Source organism: Paraburkholderia nodosa DSM 21604 (genome assembly GCF_000519185.1).
GTDB classification, from domain to species: domain Bacteria; phylum Pseudomonadota; class Gammaproteobacteria; order Burkholderiales; family Burkholderiaceae; genus Paraburkholderia; species Paraburkholderia nodosa.
The window spans coordinates 53,131-72,945 of the sequence record NZ_JAFA01000041.1; the positions used below are offsets into that span (position 1 = coordinate 53,131).

A 19,815-nucleotide genomic window follows, 5' to 3' on the forward strand; every position below is an offset into this window, starting at 1 on the left:
GAAGAGGCGCTTCAGCGCTTCTGAACGATGCGTTGCTCGATCTTGCCGAGCCGCACCACGGTCACGCCGGGGCGCAACTGGCGCAGCGAAGGCATCACGAGAATGCAGTCGTCGTAGGGCGTCACTACCGGCACGCCGTCGGACCAGCCGATCACGGCGCCGGCCTTAGGGAACACTTCGAGGCCCGTGTAATCGCCCGCGAAACGGAAGTCCATACTCTTCGCCACCACGGGCTCAGTCACGCGCACCACGCGCATTTCCGGCGGCAGCGGTTGCAGCCAGTCGGCAGGCAGATCCGCTTCTTCCACCACGCCAGCGAGAAGCAGAAAGCGCGCCGTGACATCGCGCGCCACGGTCACGGCGCTCGTTTCCCAGTGCTGTCCGCACTCGATCAAGAGCGCGTTCTTCGCGCTCGCCGCGTCGCCGAAGCCTTCGTAATCGCGCATGCGGCGGCCTTCCGGGTGGCCCTCGTCGCATATGACGGTGGCCGGCGCGCCAAGCCGCGCCGAGAGTTCGACGCCCTTGGCGAGCGGCCCCGCGACGATGAGCGGCATGCACTTCTCGTGCATCGAATGGAGGTCGAGCAGCAGATCGACGTCGTCGATCACGGGCCGCATCGCGCGGGCGCGGCGCAGTTCGCTCGAATCGCGCGCGAGGTCGTCCAGTCCGGTCCACACGCGATTGAAGTCCTGATCGACGAAACGCGCGGCGTCGGGGTGCGCGGGGTCGAAGCGGCGGTAGGCCTCCACGTTCGCGAACGCGAGCGTGAGCTTGCCGCGTCGCGGCCGCAGCCGCGCGCGCAGCAGCGCATCGACGACGATTGCGCCGCACACCTCGTTGCCGTGCGTGAGCGCATTGATCATCACATGCGGGCCGGGCGCGCCCGAGTCGAACGTATGCACATAAGGGATGCCCGTTTCGCTGCGCTCGTGCGCGGCGATGTCGGGGAACGCGACTTCGATCGGATAGCTGCTCATGCAAGCCCTCCCTGGCAGAGGTATTTGATGGAGAGGTAATCGTCGAGCCCGTACTTCGAGCCTTCCCGGCCATAGCCCGATTCTTTCACGCCGCCGAACGGCGCGGCTTCGCTAGCGAGCGCGCCTTCGTTGATGCCGACGATACCCGCTTCGAGCTGGCGCGCGACGCGATCGATGCGGCGCACTTCCTGGCTGTAAAAGTAGGCGGCGAGGCCATACGGTGTGTCGTTGGCTGCGTGGATCGCCTCGGCTTCGTCGTCGAAGCGGAACAGCGGCACAACGGGGCCGAAGGTTTCTTCGCAGCTTAGCTGCATGTCGGGCGTGGCGTTCGCGAGCACGGTGGGCGCGTACCAGTTCGCGCCCAGCTCGCTCAGGCGCTTGCCGCCCGTGAGCACGCGTGCGCCGCGGCTCACCGCGTCGTCCACGTGGCGGGCGATCTTTTCTACCGCACGCGCGTTGATCATCGGGCCGATCTGCGCGGCGGGGTCGGTCGCGGGCGCGACTTTCAAAGCCGCGACGCGCGTGGCGAGTTTGTCGGCGAAGCGCTCGAACACGCCCGCTTGCACGTACACGCGATTGGGGCACACGCAGGTCTGGCCGCCGTTGCGGAACTTCGCGGCCATGAGGCCTTCAACGGCGGCGTCGAGATGCGCGTCGTCGAACACGATGAACGGCGCGTTGCCGCCCAGTTCGAGCGAGAGCTTCTTCAACGTGCCCGCCGATTCCTTCGCGAGATGCTTGCCCACGGGCGTCGAGCCAGTGAAGGTGATCTTGCGCACCCGGGCGTCCGCGAGCCAGTCGGCGACGGCGCTCACGCCGCGCTCGCGCGATGCGCAGATGAGATTGAGCACGCCGGGCGGCACACCCGCCTCGTGCGCGAGCATGACGAGTGCGAGCGCGGTGAGCGGCGTGTCCTCGGCGGGCTTGCCGACCACCGTGCAGCCGGCGGCGAGGGCGGGGGCGATCTTGCGTGCGATCATCGCGAGCGGGAAGTTCCAGGGCGTGATCGCCGCGACCACGCCAACGGGCTCCTTCACCGCGCTCATGCGCTTGCCGCGCTGCTGCTGCGGGATGAGATCGCCGTAGATACGCGTGGCCTCCTCGGCGAACCAGGCGACATAAGACGCGCCATACATCGCTTCGCCGCGACCCTCGTGCAGGGGTTTGCCTTGTTCGAGCGAGATCAGCTGACCCAGTTCGTCGGCGTTCGCGACGATCAGCGCATGCCAGCGGCGCAGCACGGCGGCGCGTTCTGCGGGCAGCGTGTCGCGCCAGGCGGGGAATGCGCGGGCGGCGGCGTCGGTGGCGGCGCGTGCGTCGTTCGCATCGCTATCGGCGACCTCGGCGATCGTTTTGCCGGTCGCGGGATCGGTCACGGCGAAGCGCGTGCCGGAGGCCGCGCTCACCCATTGCCCGTCGATGAAATTGTCGCTGCGAATCAGCGCGCTCAAGGGATAACGCGTAGTCATATGCCGATTCCTTTCCGCACATGCGGAGGAAGATGGTTCGATGCCGGGAAGCGCGCGCGCACGAAGAGCGCGCCGAAGCCGCGAGGTTTCGGCGCGCAGCGCGCGCGAGAATACGGAGGCGGGACGCAGGAGCGCGAGGCGCGTGCCTCACGTGCGTCGCCCATGCTCAGGAATGCAGGTTCTGCGAGAACAGCGTTTCGAGCGGGTAATGCGTCTTGATGAACGCCGTCTTGATGATCACGTAGCTGAAGTACTTCTCGATGCCGATATCGCGCTCCAGCAGCCCCTCGACAATGCTCTGATAATGGCTCACGCTGCGCGCGACGAACTTCAGCAGATAGTCGTAGCCGCCGCTCGCGAGATGGCACTCGACCACCTCGTCCACCTCGCGTATTGCCTTCTCGAACTTGATGAAGTCCTCGCGGCGATGGTCGGCGAGCGTGACCTCGGTGAACACCATCTGCACGTCGCCCAGCTTTTCCAGCTGGATCTGCGCGCCGTAGCCGACGATGAACCCCGCCTTCTCCAGACGTTTTACGCGGATCAGGCAGGGGCTTGGCGATAGCCCGACTGCGTCGGCCAATTCGACATTCGTGATGCGCCCCCGCTTCTGCAGTTGCGAGAGGATGCGCAGATCGATTCGGTCCAGCTTGCAGTCGTTGCTCATCGCGATGGGGGCGGCCCTGCATGTCGAAGTGTCGAGTGATGGTATCACGCGGCGACACGGGCGCTGACCCCATTCTTCGTCCCGTTTCCGGCCTTCAATGCCGCGCGCACTTCGGGCTGCGCGAGCACGTCGTCGAGCGTTTTTTCGAGGCGCTCGAACAGCAGGTCGAACTCGCTTTCGGTGTACGAAAGCGCGGGCGCGAAGCCGAGAATGCCGTCGCCGAACGCGCGGAACACGAGGCCGTTGCCATACGCGGCGGCGGCGATGCGATCGGGCAGGCCGAGCGCTGCGTCGAAGCGCTGCTTGCTCTCCTTGTCGGCGACGAGTTCGAGCGCGCCGAGCAGACCGCGGTGGCGCGAGTCGCCCACGAGCGGGTGGGCGAGCAGCGCGTCGAGCCCCTGAGCGAAGCGCGGCGCGCGCGCAACGCCGTTCGCGAGCAGGCCGCCTTCGTGATAGAGACGCATGACTTCGAGGCCGATGGCCGCGCTCACCGGGTGTGCCGAATAGGTGTGGCCGTGGCCGATCACGGCGGCGGCGTCGCCATCGGCAATGCCTTGATAAAGGGCATCCGACATCAGCACGGCGCCCATCGGCGCGTAGCCTGCGGTGAGGCCCTTGGCGACGGTCATCAGATCCGGCTCGACGTCTTCGGCCTGGCAGGCGAAGAGCGGACCCGTGCGGCCAAAGCCCGTAATCACCTCGTCGGCGACGAACAGGATATCGAGCTTGCGGCACGCTTCGCGCATGGCTTTCAGCCAGCCAACGGGCGGCACGATCACGCCGCCCGAACCCTGGATCGGTTCGCAGAAAAACGCGGCGACGTTTTCGGCGCCGAGTGCTGCGACCTTCGCTTCGAGCGCCGCGACCGAAGCGGCGATGAGCGCCGCGTCGTCCGCATGCTCGCTGCGATACGCATAGGGCGAGGGAATGTGATGCTGCGTGGCGAGCGGCAAGTCGAAGTTGCGATGGAACGCGGGCAACGCAGTCAGCCCCGCGCCGACCGCCGACGAGCCGTGATAGCCGCGCTCCTGCGCGACGATGTGCTTCTTCGCGGGGCGCCCCGTGGCGTTGTAGTAGTGCGTGATGAAGCGCAGCGCCGAATCGACTGCATCCGAGCCGCCCAGCGTGAAGTACACGTGCTGCAGCGATGCGGGCGCGCGCTCGACGAGCAGCGCGGCCAGTTCGATGGCGGGCTCCGAGCCGAAGTGGAAATAGCCCGTGGCGTAGGGCAGGCGCGTCATCTGGCGCGCCGCGGCTTCGACGATGCTTTGATGGCCGTAGCCCGTGTTGACGCACCAGAGGCCGGAGAATGCGTCGAGCAGTTCGTTGCCAGCGGCGTCGCGCAGGAACACGCCCTGGGCGGATTCGAGCACGGTCACGCCGCGCGCTTCGTGCGCGCGGTAGTTCACGACGGGATGGATCAGATGTTTGCGGTCGGCTTCAATGAGCGAGCGATTCGGCATGGTTCGGTTCCTGGCTGATGAGTCAGAGGAGTGCGGCGCCTGGCCGTTGATTGGGCGTTGGCTGGCCGTTGATTCACCGTTCCATGCTACCGGGCCGATACCGGTGCGCGTTTCGCCAAATCATTCGCGAAATAGCGTGTTTGTGGCGTTTTGATCGGGGGCCGCAGCATATTGTGCTGTACCCCCGGCGCGGTCACGAGCCTCAGTAGCCGCGCGTCCGGTCGATGAGGCCGAGCATCGGCACGCCGTCGCGGTGACGGCGGATGTTCTCGAGCACGACATCGACGGCCGTTTCGGGCCGCGTGGCGCTGGCAATGTGCGGCGTGAGGCGCACACGTGGATGCGTCCAGAACGGATGCTCCGGCGGCAGCGGCTCGGGGTCCGCGACATCGAGAATCGCATTGCGCAGGTGAGCGCGATCGAGCGCGTCGAGCAGCGCTTGCTGGTCCAGTTGCGGCCCACGCCCGACGTTGATGAACGACGCGCCCTGCGGCAGCTTCGCGAAGAGCGTGGCGTCGAGCAGGCCGCGCGTGGCTTCAGTGAGCGGCAGCAGACAGATGAGGATATCGGTGCGCGCGAGGAAGGCGTCGAGCGCCTCGGCGCCCGCGTAGCATTCCACGCCGGGCAAGGCGCGCGGCGAGCGGCTCCAGCCCGCGCATGCAAAGCCGAAAAGGCGCAGGCGTTCGAGCACCGCGCTGCCCAGCATGCCGAGCCCCAGCACGCCAACGCGGCGCGACGCGGCGGCGCGCACGGGCAGGGCGCGCCACACGCGCTGCTGCTGTTGCAGCGCGTAGTCGAACAGATCGCGATGGATGGTCAGGACCGACTGCGTCACGTACTCGACCATCCCCTCGACAATGCCCGGCTCGATCATGCGCACCACGGCGACGTGCTCCGGCACGCCGGAAAGATCGAACTGGTCGATGCCCGCGCCCACGGAGAAGATCACTTCGAGATTGGGCAGCGTGCGCGCGGGGTCCTCGGGCGGCTGCCACGCCGCGAGATAACGTACGGCGGCGGGGTCGCCGGTATCGGGCCAGAGGCGGAACGGGATCTCGGGCGCCTTGTGCGCGAAAAGCTGCGCCCACTGCTTGCCGCGCTCGGGGTCGGCTTTGTAGAGGAGCGTCATGAAAGCGATTCCCGCGCTCAGCCTAGCGCCTGATTGACGATGGCGAATTGCAGCACGCCCGGATCGTGCGCGGGCGCCCCGTTGCGCGACATCTTCACGACCGTGTCGACGCGCGCGAGGCCGAGCGATTCGAGCCAGGGGCCGAGGCCCTGCTCGTCGGGGGTATCGAGGCGCGTGAAGGCGCCCGCGTTGGCGGCCAGGCGGTTGGCGATCAGCGCTTTGGCGCGCTGCATGTGCAATCCATCGTCCGCGGCGACGGCCACCGGCCCGATCGCATGGCCGCGGCCGAACGGGCGCAACAGCGCGAAGCCGAGCACCGTGTCGCCACGCACCAGCGCGACGCCCTGGGACACATCGAGCAGCGGCGGCACGAGTGCGCTGCGGTCGAGCCCGCTCGCGCGCGACGCGAGTTCGATGAGGCGCGGCCTATCGCCCGGTTCGAGCGGCCGCAAACGCTCGCCCGGCGGCGGCTCGACAATCGGCGCCGCAAAGCGGTCGCCCTGATGCTGATGCAGCAGGCCGATCTTCCTGAAGCCGAGCTTTTCGTAGAGCGGCTGGCCGGCTTCGGTGGCGTGCAGCACGGTCATGCGCGTTCCCAGCGTGTCAAGCAGCCGCTCCATCAGCATCCGGCCGATGCCGCGGCCTTGCTGGTCGGCCGAGACGATCACGAGCCCGAGCGTCGCGCCATGTTTGCCCCACGGCCAGCATAGTGCGGTGCCCACCACGGTCTTGCCTTCGCGAACCACGAAGCCTTGCCCGGCCGCGGCGGCGAAACGCCAGTCGTCGCTACGATGCGGCCAACGGAATTGCAGGGAAAGCGCGTGGGCGCCCTCGATGTCGGATTCGGAGAAAGTCTCGCAGACGAGGCTCGAGGACGCAGGCTGGCCGGACACGGCGGGCTCCTTGATCGAAGGTCGATGGCTTACTTTGACAGGACGCGCGCGCCAGGAATAGGACGATCCTGCTGTGCGGCCGATCGAATCCGGTTCTGAGCCTGCTTCTGAGCCTGCTTCTGGGCCTGCTTCTGGGCCTGCTTGTGAGTGCGCGGATCAAGGCCCGCTGCCGCGGGCCGTACGCACGGTCAAGTGGTTCGACACCGACGTGACGCCGTTCACCGACCCGGCCGCGTCGCCGGCCCGCGCGATCTGCGATTTGTGCGGTACCGACCCCGTCAACGAGACGACGCCGTCACGCGCCGTGACGTGAATGTTGGCGAAATTCAGCCCTGTTGTGCGCGTGAAGGCCCGGCGGACGTCACGCACCAACGCACTGTCCGAACGGCCCGACTGCGCGGGCGCGCCTTCTTGAGCGGAGGCGTCGCCGGGCGCGCTCGCGGCCGTTTGTGCGTGCGCATAGCCCGCGCAACTCGCGATGGCCACGAGCACCAGCGCGCGGGCGATTTGGCTTTTACCGTTAGTTTTCATCCTTCTTCCCTTTGCCAGGTTCTGCAGGTTCCCCAAGGTTCCGCGCCCGCCGCCCGACAGCATCGAAAACAAGCGGCGGATCAGTACGTTGTAGGTGAAATCTTTGGCGAGGAGAAGAAGGCTGCCAGGAGGTCGCCGACAACCCATGGTGCATGCGTGGACGGCGCTCCTGCGTAGCGCTTACTTTCCTTGAAGAAGCAGCCCGAGCGGCGCGAGCGGGCCCAGCGGCAGCAGATCGAACGCGAGGATGCCGGCCTGGGCAAGCGGTAGCGTATCCAGCGTGGCCTTCACATCGTCGACCGAGCCCGAGCTCATGAGAAACACCACGCCCGGCTTGTCCTGGCGAAACCAGTACTGCTCGATTTTGTCGTCCAGGTAGAGCTTGAGCGTGGCCGGCACTTCGTGCGGCATGATCTCGTCGCGCTGCGCGGGCGTGAGTTCCTTGACGATCGATCCAATGGCGAGAACCTTCATGACAATCTCCTTGATCAATGTTTGTTGCGACTTGCAACACGATTGAGTGTATCGTTGGGGTCTCGTCGGCTGTACTGTCACAAACGACAACTTTAGAGGCATTTACGCCATGCGCATTGCTGTCCTGGCTCTTGACGGCGTTTTCGATACCGGGCTCTCCGTTACGCTCGACGCGTTCTCGGTCGCAAACAAGCTTTCGGCCGCGACCATGGGCGGCGTTCCGCGTTTCGACGTCACGCTCGTGGGGGTGAGAAAGCGGGTGCGCTCGGCTCACGGCCTCGCGGTGCCGGTGCAGCCGGTCGCGCCGGACGCGAAGCCCGATTGGGTGATCGTGCCGGCGTTGGTGACGTTATCTGCGCAGGACCTGATGCAGTCGTTCGAGCGCCGCGACGTCGGAGAGGGCATGGCGCGTTTGCTCGAATGGCAAGCGGGGGGCGCGCGAGTCGGTGCTTCGTGCGTGGGGACGTTCATCCTCGCGGAGGCGGGGCTGCTCGATCATCGCGAAGCCACGACCAACTGGTCGCTCGCGCCGTTCTTCCGGCAACGCTATCCGCATGTTCAGTTGAACGAAGCGCGCATGCTCGTGCCTTCGGATATTGGCGTGACGGCCGGCGCGGCCATGGGGCATCTCGATCTCGCGCTCTGGCTGATCCGCTCGGCGAGCCCCGAGCTGGCATCGCTCGTATCGCGCTATCTGCTGGCCGACATCCGCTCTTCGCAGGCGCCGTACATCATTCCGAATCATCTGGCGCAGGCCGATCCGCTCATTCAGCGCTTCGAACAATGGGCGAGGAAAAATCTCAAGTCGGGATTCTCGTTGCAGGACGCCGCGAAGGCGCTGGCAACGAGCTCGCGCTCATTGCAGCGCCGCTGCCAGGAGGTGCTCGGCAAGTCGCCGCTGGCGTACTTTCAGGATTTGCGGGTCGAGCACGCGCAGTCGCTGCTGCGCAGCGGCAAGCTCGACCTGGAAAGGATCGCCGCCGAAGTCGGTTACGGCGACGGCGCGACGCTGCGCAGCCTGTTGCGGCAGCGGTTGGGAAGAGGGGTGCGGGAACTGCGTGCCGACTTGTTGTGAACGGGCGGCTTTTCTATGGCGCGACGCCAAGCACCGTGAGATGCATCTCGCGGCGCTCGACAAAGCCCAGGGTGCGATAGATGGAAATGGCGCCGTGATTCGACGTCAGCACGTGCAGGAACGGTGTCTCGCCGCGCGCGCTGATTGCCGCCATCAGCAGTTGCATGAGGCCCGCCGCGAGCCCTTGCCCCCTGAAGGCCGGGTCCACGCATACGGCGCTGATTTCGGTATGCCCTTCGATCTTCATGCGCTCGCCGGCCATGGCGACGAGTTTGCCCTCTCTGCGCACGCCAAGGTAGCCGCCGAATTCGATGGTGCGCGGGCCAAACGGGCCGGGCTGCGTTGCCGCGGCCAGCGCGAGCATCTCAGGCACGTCATGCTCAGTTAGCCGCACGTGCTCCAGCGCGGTGGGCGCAAGCGGTTGGCCTTGCCAGACCATTTGCAGCAGCGTGGCGTGCCGGATCAGCGCGAAGCCGGCGGGCGGCTCCACGGCATCCAGCGTGGTCAGGGCAACGGGTGCGTGCTCTTCGATCAGTCCTCGCAAGGCGTCGAACGATTCAGGCGTGGTGTCCGACATCGCCGCAAAGGGGGCGACGGCGGGCACATACCGCACTGCGCGATCGTTCCCAACGGCGAGATGGCGCTGGCGGCCGGTCAGCGCGTGCCCTGGCACGTTGTCCAGCGCGGTTGTGCTGCCCGCAGGTTTCGTTGCCAGCACATCGAACATGATTCGCGCTTCCATAGAGAATGTGGACGGTTTGTGACGATAGTCTAGACGAGGCGTGTTCGGCGGACCACGGCCGAACGCGCCAACTTTGGCGTTATTCCCGCCAATGCCTTTCGTCACGCACCGCTTGCGAGCGCTTCGAGCACGGTGTCCAGTTCGACGTCCCCGCGAAGGATTTCATCGGCGGGCTTGGAGAAACAGATCCAGCCCTCGTTGAATCCGTCGAGCATGCGCATACGCGGCAAGGGGTGCTTCATGCCTTGTGCCAGAAAGCGCGACTCCCATTCCTGCCGGTTCACCGCCACCGCGCGCACAGGCCTGCCAAGCACGCGGGCAAACGCGGAAGCAATGTCGTTGGCGCTCACGCGGCGCGGCCCCTCCAGCTCGACCACGCGTGTGCCGCTCCATGTCTGCTGGAGCAAGTCGGCGGCGAGGCGGCCGACGTCCGCGGTCGCGACCATCGGGACGGCGTGGTCGAGCGGTTGCAGGTAGCTCTCGATCACGCCGTTGTCGCGCGCGCACGCGACATCCCACGCAGCGTTCTCCATGAACCAGCCAGGCCGCAGGAAAGTCACGGGCACAGGCAGCGCGGCTAGCGCCTGCTCCATCAGCGACAGTTGCGTGAGCAGATTGCTCTCTTGTGCCTGCGCGCCGATGGTCGAGAGACAAACGACTTTCGCGGGCCGTGCGTTGTGGATCGCGGTGCAAACGGCATCGATGACCGCGCGTGATTCCGGAAAACCCGGCGAGGGATCGAACTGCGGAGGCAGCAGGATGAACACGCCCTGCGCGCCGCTGAATGCAGCGGTAAGCGCTGCGGCGTCTTCCATGCTTGCCGTCGCCAGCTCGCAGCCTTGTGCTTGCCACGACGCGGCGCGCGCAGCGTCGCGCACGACTGCCCGCACCGGTTGCCCCGATGCCAGCAGTGCACGGGCGAGCGCACCGCCCACTTTTCCGGTAATGCCTGTAATTGCGTACACTTGAAACCCTCCGCATGCGACGACGAGATTGTCGAAAAAGCCGAACACGATGGCAGCAAGGTGCTGCCTGGTTCCGTTTCGGTGAGACGCATTCTGGACGCATGGCGGCCGAAGCTAAATGCCGCGAAGGGCACTAGATCAGTGACTCGCGCGCACGAATCGGATGGCCGATCCATCATCGCCAAAGGCTGCTTTAGGGCCGCCATGCCGGCTGCCATTGGAACGACGACATTGAGAACAACGACACTCGAGAACATTTCCGGCGCGATCAGCGTGTTTGCCGCCGTCGTCGATGCGGGGACGTTTGCCGCCGCGGCAGACGTGCTCGGCATGTCGCCGCCAGGCGTGAGCCGCGCGATTGCGCGGCTGGAGAAGCGGCTCGATATCCGGCTCTTCAATCGCACGACGCGCTCGATTTCGCTGACCGAAGGCGGGCGCCGTTTCTACGAGCAGGTCGTCCCGCATCTCGCGGGGCTCGAGGAAGCGGCCATCGCGGCATCGGGCAATGCGTCGGCGGTGCGCGGCAGGCTGCGGGTGAATCTGGACCCGGTGTGCTATCGGGCAGTTCTCGGCGCGGATCTCGACCGGTTCATGGACGCCCATCCCGAACTCGAGATCGAACTGATCGCGAGAGATAGTCTTGGCGACCTGGTGGCGGAGGGATTCGATGTCGCGATGCGATTCGGCAAGCCGCGATCCTCCACGCTGGTTGCCCGCAAGCTGCTCGATACCGCCGTCGTGACGGTCGCGGCGCCGGCCTATCTATCGCGCTGGGGCAGGCCGCTGCGCCCCGAAGATCTCGAAGGCCCCACTCACCGGTGCCTCGAATTCCGCGACCCCGAGACAGGCAAGCCCTATCCCTGGGAGTTTCATCGCAAGCGCAAGGATGTCGTGGTGGCGACGCATGGGCGGCTCACAGTGAACGATCCGGGCGCCTTGCTCAATGCGTGTCTGGCCGGTTCCGGCATTGCGCAAATGCTGCTTCTCGGCGCCGAGCCTCTGATTGCCGATGGCAGGCTGGTGAATCTGTTCCCCGACTGGCCCGACGAACGCTTCCCGCTATACGTCTACTATCCGTCGCGGCACTACACGCCCGCGAAGACGCGCGCATTCATCGATTTCATCGTCGCCTGGGCCGCGGCGCATTGATTGCGGCGACATCACAGCGGTACGCGTTGCCGGCATACCGTGAGCACGAGTTGCCGTAGCCAGCGATGGACGGGATCGGCCTCGATGCGCGGATGCCACATCTGCGACACCGTGATTTTTTCGGTCGTGACCGGCAGCTCGAAAACGTGGATTCCAGCGGACTGGGGCGATTCGTGCAGTTCGTCCTGTTGGTCCTGCGGTTGTTCACGGTGATTGCACAGAAACGATCCGGGCACGAGCGCGATCAGATCGGAAGCGCGCGCCACGGCTAGCGCGGCAGGGAAGCTGGGCACCACGGCGACGATCGTTCTTTCCAGTCCCAGCGCGGCCAATGCAACATCGACCGGTCCGCTGCCGCGGCCGCTTCGCGACGCAACAACGTGCCCGAAAGCGACATACCGTTCGGCGCTCGGCCCGCGCTCCAGCGCTAGCGGATGGCCCGTTCTGACGACGCCCACGAAGCGGTCCCTGAAGAGCGCCTGCACGCGAATTTCCGGACCCATCTCTCCGAGCACGCCGATCTCGAGGTCGGCCGAACCCTCGCGCAAATGCGTCGAAGTCTTCTCCGCCTTGGGCGCGAAGCGCAAGCGCACGAATGGCGCGACCGCCGTAGCCGCGGCGATGAGCGGCGCGCCGAAGGCTTCTACGAAACCGTCGTTGGCGCGAATCGTGAAGGTCCGCTGCAAGGTGGCGAGATCGGGCTCGGCGGCCGACGGCACAAGGACGGCGCGTGCTTCGTGAACCGCGTTTTGCGTGCGCTCGCGCAGCGCCTGCGCATGCGGGGTGAGCACCATGCCGCGGCCGGCGCGAACGAGGAGCGGGTCGCCGGTCGCCTCGCGAAGGCGGGTCAAGGTCCGGCTCATTGCCGAGGCGCTCAACCCCAGTCGACGCGCTGCGCCGACCACGCTGCCGTCGTCGAGCAATGCGTCGAGCGCGATGAGGAGATTCAGGTCGGGTTCAGACATGCCCGATGCTAGCACGGGTTTTTTTGGCATGGCGTTCCGTGCAACTTATAGCTGCAAGGCATGCGTCTTCCGCCATGTCTGAGGCGCCACTATATTTCCCATATCCACTGAATACAGGGAAATAGCCATGCAGGAATCACCACTCTCAAAGACGGTCCTTCTCATCGGCGCATCGCGGGGGCTTGGCTTCGCCATGGTCGAGGAATATCTCAAGCGCGGCTGGCGCGTGATCGCCACCGGCAGGGCGGGCTCGATGGGCCGGCTTGCGCAGGCGGCGCGGGCCTCGCAAGGTGCGCTCGAAGTCGACACGGTCGATATTACGGTGCCGGAGCAGGTCGCGGCACTCCACGATCGCCTTCAGGATCGCCGGGTGGACATGCTCTTCGTGAACGCCGGCGTCACGAATGACCATCGTGAAACGATTGCAGATGTCTCAACCGATGAGTTCGTTCGCGTGATGGTGACGAACGCGTTGAGTCCGATGCGCGTCGTCGAGGCATTTCAGGACCTCGTGCAGCCGGCCGGGACGATAGGCGTCATGTCGTCCGGGCAAGGCAGCGTGAGCAACAACACGAATGGCAACCATGAGGTCTACCGCGGCAGCAAGGCCGCGCTGAACATGTTCATGCGCAGCTATGCGGCGCGCCATCAAGACGAAGCGAAAACCTTGTTGCTCATGGCGCCGGGATGGGTACGCACGGACATGGGCGGCCCGCAAGCGCGCCTGGGCATCGAGGAGAGCATCCCCAACCTGGTCAGCACGATCGAAGCGTACGAAGGCCGCACCGGCCTGCATTACCTCGATTACCTCGGGAGAGTCGTTCCCTGGTGAGCCATCTCGACAGGCTGGAGACGCGACTCGTGCTCAGTGCTTGCCCGGAAACGAGAACGTCGCACGCGCGCTGCCGTTGCCGGCGACGTTCACGCGCTGCGTCCTCGTTACCTCGTTATAGGTGGCGGTGATCGTATAGCGTCCGCTGGGCAGCCGCACGAGCATGTACGGACCGTGCGAACGCGTGTCGAGCACGGACGTGCCGCCGGCGTTCGTTATCTGTACCTGCACGTCCGCAACATAGCTCGAACCGGGACCGGTAAACAGCAGCGAGAGCGGCCACTGGCTGCGCGCATGCCGCAGCGCCGTGGACTCGTCGCGGCCGACCCCGCCGGACACGAACGAGACGTCACCTTGCTGCTCCGTTTGTGGCATGCCCGTTTGCGCGAGTGCGCTGCTTGCCAGAGCGAATGCGCACGTTGCAGCGAGCAGGGTCGAAGCGATTCGGGGAGCCTTGCGTTGCCTTTCCATCGTGGCCACTCCTTACAGTGATGTCGATTTCGAGCACGCAGGCGCGAGCGCCGCCGCTTCTGCAGGCCTCGTAACAGATTAGCTTTTTTCGGCCCGCGATGCGCTCTGCGCGCTGCGTTCACGGGGCGCCGCTCCGCCTTCGCGAGCGTCATGCAAATCACATCGAATTCTGAATTTCCGTTGCGTTCGCAACAATCTCATTACTCATTGCTTACGAGTTCCTGTCTATTTCGCGCCTTTCATGCGTGTCAGCTACCGCCAGCCGGGAAAACACCGAGATAAAAGCTCGTAAGGCTACTCAATAGTTTTTATATGATTATTTGGAGTTTTGCTACATCAACCGGCGAGGTCCACGCGCACGTACAAAAGCAAACGTTTGCGCATCGCGGCTCAACCGGTTTCCCCCGCAGGAAGTTTGCCGGCGCCTGACGCGGCCGGCCGCTCTGGCAGACCCTGTTTACCGGTCTGATCAGTACTCCATAACGTACTCGAACTCTCGGAGAGACATATGAGGATCACCCGTTGGCCCACCGCCGCCGTGCTGGTTGCGATGGCCGCTACCGCCCATGCCGGCGAAAGCAGCAACGACGTACCTTATCCGTTGCCGATGCCGTTGATGGCCGTCCCCCAGAACCTCGGCGCGCACGTTCGTGCCGACCTGCTGCTCAAGCGCATGACGCAGGACGAGAAGCTCCAGTTCATCCATTCCGAATACCAGATGAGCGCCGTGCCGGGCGGCGGCGCGGGCTATATTCAGGGCGTGCCGCGTCTGGGCATTCCCGACCTGAATATGGTTGATTCCGCAACGGGCTCAGGCAGCACGAGCCAGAAGAGCACGACCTTTCCGGCGACGATCGCGCTCGCGGCAAGCTGGGACCCGTACCTCGCGCGCGACTTCGGCGCGCGCATAGCCGACCAGTTGCGCGAACAAGGATTCGGCATGGGTCTGGGCGGCGGCACGAACCTCGCGCGCGAACCGCGCGGCGGGCGTCTCTTCGAGTACCTCGGCGAAGACCCCGTGCTGGCGGGCGAAATGCTGGCGGCGCGCACCATCGGCACGCAAAGCCAGCAGGTGATCGCCACGATCAAGCACTACGTCGGCAACGAACAGGAAACGGGCCGCCAGGGCGGCAACAGCCAGATCGACGAACGCACGCTGCGCGAACTCTATCTGCTGCCGTTCGAAATCGCGGCGAAGGAAGCGCGGCCGGGCAGCGTGATGTGCAGCTACAACCGCCTGAACGGCACCTACGCGTGCGAGAACACGCATGTGCTGACCGACGTGCTGAAGAAGGACTGGGGCTTCCAGGGCCAGGTGCAGTCGGACTGGGGCGCGGCGCATAGCACGGCCCCGGCGATCAACGCGGGTCTCGACGAGGAAGAGGACGTGGGCCCGACGGTCTATCTCACGCCCGATCTGGTCAAACAGGCGATCGCCTCGAAGGCCGTCTCGCAGGACCGCCTGGATGACATGGTGCGGCGCAAGCTCTATGTGATGATCAGCACGGGCGTGCTGGACCATCCGGCGCAGGGCGGTGCCACGATCGACTTCGCGAAGTACAACGTATTCACGCAGGCCGCAGAAGAACAATCCATCGTTCTCCTGAAGAACGACAACAGCCAGTTGCCGCTTTCGGCGCCGAGCCTGCACAAGATCGCGGTGATCGGCGCTCACGCCGATACGGCCGTGCTGACTGGCGGCGGCTCGGGCAATACGCGCGATCCGGTCACGGGCAACTTCTCGGGCTGCGGCGGGCTCACGTTCGCTTCGTCCACAGGCTGCGGCTGGTGGACCAACCCGTGGCTCAAGCTCAATACGCCTATCACCCAGGCAATCCAGCAGCTCGCGCCTTCGGCACAGGTGAGCTTCGCGGGCAACACCGACCAGACGCAGCCGTTCCGCGCCTATACGCAGCAGGAGATCACCCAGGCCGCGACGCTCGCCAGCCAGTCCGATGTCGCGATCGTCGTCGTGGCGCAGCCTGCGGGTGAGGACTTCGGCGATTTGCAAAGCCTGAGCCTCGCGAACCCGTCGAATCAGGATCAGCTGGTCGAGGCCGTTGCGAAGGCCAACCCGCGCACGATCGTGATCATCGAGAGCGGCAATCCGGTACTGATGCCCTGGAAGGACCAGGTCTCGGCAATCGTCGAGGCATGGTACCCGGGCGAAGGTGGCGGCAAGGCGATCGCGAACGTGCTGTTCGGTCAGGTGAACCCTTCGGGCAAGCTGCCTGTCACGTTCCCGGTACACGATCAGGACACGCCGACGTGGGGGACGAACGGCGCCTTCGCGACCGATCCCGTGTACTCCGAAAAGCTGGACATGGGCTATCGCTGGTATGACGCGAACAACATCACGCCGCTTTACGAGTTCGGCTATGGCCTTTCGTATACGCACTTCAGCTATTCGGGACTGACGGTGAAGCAAGGCCCGGGGCATACGCTCACGGCGTCGTTCACGGTGCGCAACGATGGCCGCGTAGCCGGTGCGGAAACGGCGCAGGTGTATCTGGGCGTGAGTTATGCCGGCGAGCCGCCGCGTCGTCTGGTTGGATTCCAGAAGGTGTTCCTGAAGCCGGGGCAGTCGCAACCGGTGCGCGTGACGATCACCGAACGTGCACAGAGCGTTTGGGACACGTCGCATAACGACTGGGCCTACGTGTCTGGCGGCGCGGTGTATGTGGGCGCCTCGTCGCGCGATATCCGCCTGCAGAGCCGGTAAGCAGGAGGGCGTAAGGAGGCTGCGTTGCGGCCTCTGTTTTCTATTCTCGAAAACGGCCGGCTCGCGAACGTTTGCGAGCCGGTTGAATATCGAATTTGCAATGCTTTTCGTGTCTATCATTCGCGCGCGCAAGAACGCGAATGCGTATTCCCGCAAACATAAATAACTTCTGCGGGTAATCCCCATTCATTCAGAATAGGGAACGCGGGTAGACTTACCCACCCGTCCGTGGGCCTTCCTCCGTTTGCGCGTTTTCCAGATACACGCCGTCACGCTTTACTGTGACTCTGTCTCGTAGTGCCGCGCGCACGTGACGCATGGAAGCTGAACCAAGAAGAATACTAAATCAGCCATGAGACTGATCACACGCGCTGTGAACTGGATTACCGAAGGCAACCGCCGCGGTCGACTCATTGTGGTGCTCGTCCCTGTGTGGGTGAGTGCCGTAGCGGCGGCCGTGCTCGCCCAGTGCTCCCGTGCTGTCATAGCGTGGCCCGTCGCGGTGCTCGCTTGCACCGGCATGCTATTGCTGCTGCGCCTCTCCCGGCGCCTTGGCGCCCGTTTGCGTTTGAGCGAGGAGCGTCTCAGCCTCGGCTTCGAGGGCATCAATGCCGGACTATGGGACTGGGACCTGGTCAGCGACCGTGCCTACTATTCCCGCTATCTGTACCAGCAACTCGGCTATGGCGACGGCGACCTCCCCATGGACACCCGCGCTTTCAACGCGCTCGTGCATCCTGCGGATCTGCTCCGTTTGCGCGAGACCATCATCAACCATCTGAAGCATGACAGCCTCTACGACGTCGAGTACCGGCTGCGAATGGCCGATGGTCGATACCTGTGGTGCCGGGGACGCGGCAAGGCCATACGCGATGATAGCGGCCGGGCCACGCGCATCGTCGGCTGCCTCTTCGATATCTCCGGGCTGAAGCGGGCAGAAGCGGCCGCCGCGAAGGAAAAGAGCCTCACCGAGGCCACGCTCGCTTCGATCGACGACGGCGTGATCCGCATGGACAACCAGGCGAGCGTGACCTATTGCAACGCCGCCGCTGAGCGCATGCTCGGGCGTCCCTCGCGCGATATTTGCCAGAAGCCGTTGTTCGACGTGTGTGATCTCTACGACGAGCGCTCCGGCAATATCGTTACCGCGCAATGTCTGCACAACCGTGCAGCAGCGGCCGACGACGACGCGCAGCGCAGACTCTCGGTGACGCGCCCGGATGGCACGCTCCTGCCCGTGGCCTGCTCTGTGGCGACGATCCGCGACGACGAAGAGGAAATGCTGGGCACGGTGATGGTGCTTCGAGACGCGAGCACGGAGCGCAAGCATGCCGCCGAACTTGAATATCAGGCTACGCACGATCATTTGACGGGTTTGCTGAACCGCCGCGAATTCGAGCGCCGGCTATCGGGGTTGCTCGAGAAGGCCGGGACACGCCCGCATGCGGTGATGTTCCTCGACCTCGATCAGTTCAAGGTCGTCAACGATACTTGCGGCCACGCTGCCGGCGACGAATTGATCCGCAGCGTGGGCACGGCGTTGAAACAACAACTGCGCGCCGCCCATATCCTCGCACGCCTGGGCGGTGATGAATTCGGCGTCGTGCTGCCGGAGTGCTGCATCGGCGACGCCATGCGGGTCGCGGAGGATCTGCGGGAGGCCGTGACGGTCATCCGGCTACCATGGGACCAGCGTTTGCTGACGACTGGTGTGAGCATTGGCGTGGTGGAGGTGGACGCCACGCAAATCTCGACGTGGGACATCATGAAGGCGGCCGACGTCGCCTGTTATATGGCCAAGGAAAAAGGCCGCAACCGCGTGCATCAGTACTGCCTCGAAGATCAGCTCCAGTCGACCACCCATACGCAGATGGAGTGGGTGGCCCGCGTGAAGGCGGCGCTCGAGCACGACCGTTTCTGCCTCTACGCGCAACAGATCAAGTCGCTGAAGGAGGGCGGTCCCGGCGAGGAAGTGCACGTCGAGTTGCTGCTGCGCATGGTCGACGAATCGGGTGGTGTGATTCCTCCCGCGTACTTCATTGGCGCCGCCGAGCGCTTCAACTTGATGCCGCTCGTCGACCGATGGGTGATCGGCCGTGCTTTCGAAGCCATCGCGGCTGGCCATCTTGCGGCAAACGTCTGGTCGATCAACCTCTCCGGCGCGTCGCTCGGCGACGAAGACTTGCTCGCGTACATCGTGCAGCAGCAGCAACGCTGCGCAATCAGCTTCGAAAGCGTCTGCTTCGAGATCACGGAAACGGCCGTGATCACCAACCTCTCGAAAGCGATTGCCCTCATGGAGAGCCTGCGAGCACTCGGCTGCCGATTCGCGCTCGACGATTTCGGCTCCGGCATGTCCTCGTTCACTTACCTCAAGCGCCTGCCCGTGGACTATCTGAAGATCGACGGCAGCTTCGTGCGCGGGATTGCCAGCAGCGACCTCGATCGCACGATCGTCCAGTCCATTCACCAGGTGGCCCACGCAGCGGGCAAGGCGACCATCGCCGAATTTGTGGAAAGCGAGGCGATCATCGGGCGCCTCAGCGGCATTGGCATCGACTACGCACAAGGGTTTTGTGTCGGGTTGCCCCAGCCCCTTCCCGAAGGCGTCGTCGAGACTGTCGGCGCTTGATCGGCAACGACATCACTGCGCTCAAATTTCGATTGTGCTGTGGGCCGGGCGGAGCTGCGGTACCCGATCTGGTGACAGAAGGGGCGACCTGTTACGCGTGGGTGCCGCTGGGTGCTGAAAATCGGCGTAGCGGCCCCCAAAATAAATATTCGAAAGTCGCTTGACGATATCTGGAATGACCCGCATAATTCGCCTCCTTCGCTGATCGCTGCGAACGAAAACGAAGCGATTAAGACGAATTGCTCTTTAAAAATTTACAGCCGATAAGTGTGGGCGCTTGATGCGGTGGCGACCTGATATGGTTCTTCGGAGCGATATCGGGAGCAGCAAAAGTATCAAGAGTCTCACACTAAAGTAAGTCAGGTTTTTGAAGCAATTCAGATTCCTGTCAGCTTTGAGTGAGCGACCGGTCTCGAGAGAGACCGAAAACAGTAACAGGTTTAAACTGAAGAGTTTGATCCTGGCTCAGATTGAACGCTGGCGGCATGCCTTACACATGCAAGTCGAACGGCAGCGCGGGAGCAATCCTGGCGGCGAGTGGCGAACGGGTGAGTAATACATCGGAACATGTCCAGTAGTGGGGGATAGCCCGGCGAAAGCCGGATTAATACCGCATACGATCTTTGGATGAAAGCGGGGGATCGCAAGACCTCGCGCTA

At 64.6% G+C, this 19,815-nt stretch carries 17 protein-coding genes and 1 rRNA gene; 6 read left to right on the forward strand and 12 right to left on the reverse strand.

Annotated features, from left to right (window positions below):
- Positions 1-11: 11 nt before the first annotated feature.
- From A3CW_RS0136760 to A3CW_RS0136795, 8 genes are all read right to left on the reverse strand, one after another.
- Positions 12-977, reverse strand: coding sequence for a M14 family metallopeptidase (locus A3CW_RS0136760; protein WP_028207993.1), 966 nt, complete (start codon positions 975-977; stop codon positions 12-14).
- On the reverse strand, positions 974-2,446 hold the full coding sequence (locus tag A3CW_RS0136765) for an NAD-dependent succinate-semialdehyde dehydrogenase (RefSeq protein WP_028207994.1): 1,473 nt from the start codon (positions 2,444-2,446) through the stop codon (positions 974-976). The genes A3CW_RS0136760 and A3CW_RS0136765 overlap by 4 nt, the downstream gene beginning before the upstream one ends.
- Before the next feature lie 166 nt (positions 2,447-2,612).
- Entirely contained in the window at positions 2,613-3,113 is a 501-nt protein-coding gene (locus A3CW_RS0136770; RefSeq protein WP_028207995.1) for an Lrp/AsnC family transcriptional regulator, read from the reverse strand.
- 44 nt (positions 3,114-3,157) lie between these two features.
- Positions 3,158-4,576, reverse strand: coding sequence for an aspartate aminotransferase family protein (locus tag A3CW_RS0136775; RefSeq protein ID WP_028207996.1), 1,419 nt, complete (start codon positions 4,574-4,576; stop codon positions 3,158-3,160).
- Between the two features lie 202 nt (positions 4,577-4,778).
- Positions 4,779-5,705 carry a 2-hydroxyacid dehydrogenase gene (locus A3CW_RS0136780; protein ID WP_028207997.1) on the reverse strand — a complete coding sequence of 309 codons (927 nt, stop codon included), beginning with the start codon at positions 5,703-5,705 and terminating at the stop codon, positions 4,779-4,781.
- A 17-nt stretch (positions 5,706-5,722) separates the two neighbouring features.
- Positions 5,723-6,598: a GNAT family N-acetyltransferase gene (locus A3CW_RS0136785; RefSeq protein WP_051481957.1), complete on the reverse strand. Its 876-nt coding sequence runs from the start codon at positions 6,596-6,598 to the stop codon at positions 5,723-5,725.
- A gap of 156 nt (positions 6,599-6,754) precedes the next feature.
- On the reverse strand, positions 6,755-7,276 hold the full coding sequence (locus A3CW_RS0136790; RefSeq protein ID WP_245623842.1) for a BON domain-containing protein: 522 nt from the start codon (positions 7,274-7,276) through the stop codon (positions 6,755-6,757).
- A 33-nt stretch (positions 7,277-7,309) separates the two neighbouring features.
- A complete protein-coding gene (locus A3CW_RS0136795; protein ID WP_028208000.1) occupies positions 7,310-7,603 on the reverse strand; it encodes a hypothetical protein in 294 nt (97 codons plus the stop codon).
- A gap of 109 nt (positions 7,604-7,712) precedes the next feature.
- Here A3CW_RS0136795 and A3CW_RS0136800 point away from each other — a divergent pair, with 109 nt between their 5' ends.
- Positions 7,713-8,678 (forward strand): GlxA family transcriptional regulator, encoded by a 966-nt coding sequence (locus A3CW_RS0136800; protein ID WP_028208001.1) that lies wholly within the window; start codon positions 7,713-7,715, stop codon positions 8,676-8,678.
- Positions 8,679-8,691: 13 nt separating this feature from the next.
- Here A3CW_RS0136800 and A3CW_RS0136805 read toward each other — a convergent pair whose 3' ends face one another.
- Together A3CW_RS0136805 and A3CW_RS0136810 are read right to left on the reverse strand one after the other, a co-directional pair.
- A complete protein-coding gene (locus A3CW_RS0136805) occupies positions 8,692-9,405 on the reverse strand; it encodes a GNAT family N-acetyltransferase (RefSeq protein ID WP_035515039.1) in 714 nt (237 codons plus the stop codon).
- Positions 9,406-9,521: 116 nt separating this feature from the next.
- Positions 9,522-10,385, reverse strand: coding sequence for an NmrA family NAD(P)-binding protein (locus tag A3CW_RS0136810; RefSeq protein WP_028208003.1), 864 nt, complete (start codon positions 10,383-10,385; stop codon positions 9,522-9,524).
- A 231-nt stretch (positions 10,386-10,616) separates the two neighbouring features.
- Between A3CW_RS0136810 and A3CW_RS0136815 the strand changes: the two genes are divergently transcribed.
- On the forward strand, positions 10,617-11,534 hold the full coding sequence (locus tag A3CW_RS0136815) for a LysR family transcriptional regulator (protein ID WP_028208004.1): 918 nt from the start codon (positions 10,617-10,619) through the stop codon (positions 11,532-11,534).
- A gap of 11 nt (positions 11,535-11,545) precedes the next feature.
- On the opposite strand, the gene A3CW_RS0136820 is transcribed toward A3CW_RS0136815, so the two are convergent.
- Positions 11,546-12,499 carry a LysR family transcriptional regulator gene (locus tag A3CW_RS0136820; RefSeq protein WP_028208005.1) on the reverse strand — a complete coding sequence of 318 codons (954 nt, stop codon included), beginning with the start codon at positions 12,497-12,499 and terminating at the stop codon, positions 11,546-11,548.
- Between the two features lie 127 nt (positions 12,500-12,626).
- On the opposite strand from A3CW_RS0136820, the gene A3CW_RS0136825 reads away from it, so the two are divergent.
- Positions 12,627-13,331: an SDR family NAD(P)-dependent oxidoreductase gene (locus tag A3CW_RS0136825; RefSeq protein WP_028208006.1), complete on the forward strand. Its 705-nt coding sequence runs from the start codon at positions 12,627-12,629 to the stop codon at positions 13,329-13,331.
- Between the two features lie 33 nt (positions 13,332-13,364).
- On the opposite strand, the gene A3CW_RS0136830 is transcribed toward A3CW_RS0136825, so the two are convergent.
- Positions 13,365-13,802 (reverse strand): hypothetical protein, encoded by a 438-nt coding sequence (locus tag A3CW_RS0136830; RefSeq protein WP_028208007.1) that lies wholly within the window; start codon positions 13,800-13,802, stop codon positions 13,365-13,367.
- Between the two features lie 508 nt (positions 13,803-14,310).
- On the opposite strand from A3CW_RS0136830, the gene A3CW_RS0136835 reads away from it, so the two are divergent.
- The 3 genes from A3CW_RS0136835 to A3CW_RS48820 form a co-directional block, all read left to right on the forward strand.
- Entirely contained in the window at positions 14,311-16,524 is a 2,214-nt protein-coding gene (locus tag A3CW_RS0136835) for a glycoside hydrolase family 3 C-terminal domain-containing protein (protein WP_028208008.1), read from the forward strand.
- 352 nt (positions 16,525-16,876) lie between these two features.
- On the forward strand, positions 16,877-19,156 hold the full coding sequence (locus tag A3CW_RS48815) for an EAL domain-containing protein (protein WP_051481958.1): 2,280 nt from the start codon (positions 16,877-16,879) through the stop codon (positions 19,154-19,156).
- Between the two features lie 442 nt (positions 19,157-19,598).
- A 16S ribosomal RNA gene (locus A3CW_RS48820) occupies positions 19,599-19,815 on the forward strand; the annotation flags it as partial.

Bases quoted from the DNA above. Each gene is read 5' to 3' on its own strand.
- A3CW_RS0136800 (WP_028208001.1), top strand. From the start codon at position 7,713: ATGCGCATTGCTGTCCTGGCTCTTGACGGCGTTTTCGATACCGGGCTC.
- A3CW_RS0136790 (WP_245623842.1), bottom strand. From the start codon at position 7,276: ATGGGTTGTCGGCGACCTCCTGGCAGCCTTCTTCTCCTCGCCAAAGAT.
- A3CW_RS0136780 (WP_028207997.1), bottom strand. From the start codon at position 5,705: ATGACGCTCCTCTACAAAGCCGACCCCGAGCGCGGCAAGCAGTGGGCG.
- A3CW_RS0136825 (WP_028208006.1), top strand. From the start codon at position 12,627: ATGCAGGAATCACCACTCTCAAAGACGGTCCTTCTCATCGGCGCATCG.
- A3CW_RS0136820 (WP_028208005.1), bottom strand. From the start codon at position 12,499: ATGTCTGAACCCGACCTGAATCTCCTCATCGCGCTCGACGCATTGCTC.
- A3CW_RS48815 (WP_051481958.1), top strand. From the start codon at position 16,877: ATGAGACTGATCACACGCGCTGTGAACTGGATTACCGAAGGCAACCGC.
- A3CW_RS0136795 (WP_028208000.1), bottom strand. From the start codon at position 7,603: ATGAAGGTTCTCGCCATTGGATCGATCGTCAAGGAACTCACGCCCGCG.
- A3CW_RS0136805 (WP_035515039.1), bottom strand. From the start codon at position 9,405: ATGTTCGATGTGCTGGCAACGAAACCTGCGGGCAGCACAACCGCGCTG.
- A3CW_RS0136770 (WP_028207995.1), bottom strand. From the start codon at position 3,113: ATGAGCAACGACTGCAAGCTGGACCGAATCGATCTGCGCATCCTCTCG.
- A3CW_RS0136775 (WP_028207996.1), bottom strand. From the start codon at position 4,576: ATGCCGAATCGCTCGCTCATTGAAGCCGACCGCAAACATCTGATCCAT.
- A3CW_RS0136830 (WP_028208007.1), bottom strand. From the start codon at position 13,802: ATGGAAAGGCAACGCAAGGCTCCCCGAATCGCTTCGACCCTGCTCGCT.
- A3CW_RS0136760 (WP_028207993.1), bottom strand. From the start codon at position 977: ATGAGCAGCTATCCGATCGAAGTCGCGTTCCCCGACATCGCCGCGCAC.
- A3CW_RS0136835 (WP_028208008.1), top strand. From the start codon at position 14,311: ATGAGGATCACCCGTTGGCCCACCGCCGCCGTGCTGGTTGCGATGGCC.
- A3CW_RS0136765 (WP_028207994.1), bottom strand. From the start codon at position 2,446: ATGACTACGCGTTATCCCTTGAGCGCGCTGATTCGCAGCGACAATTTC.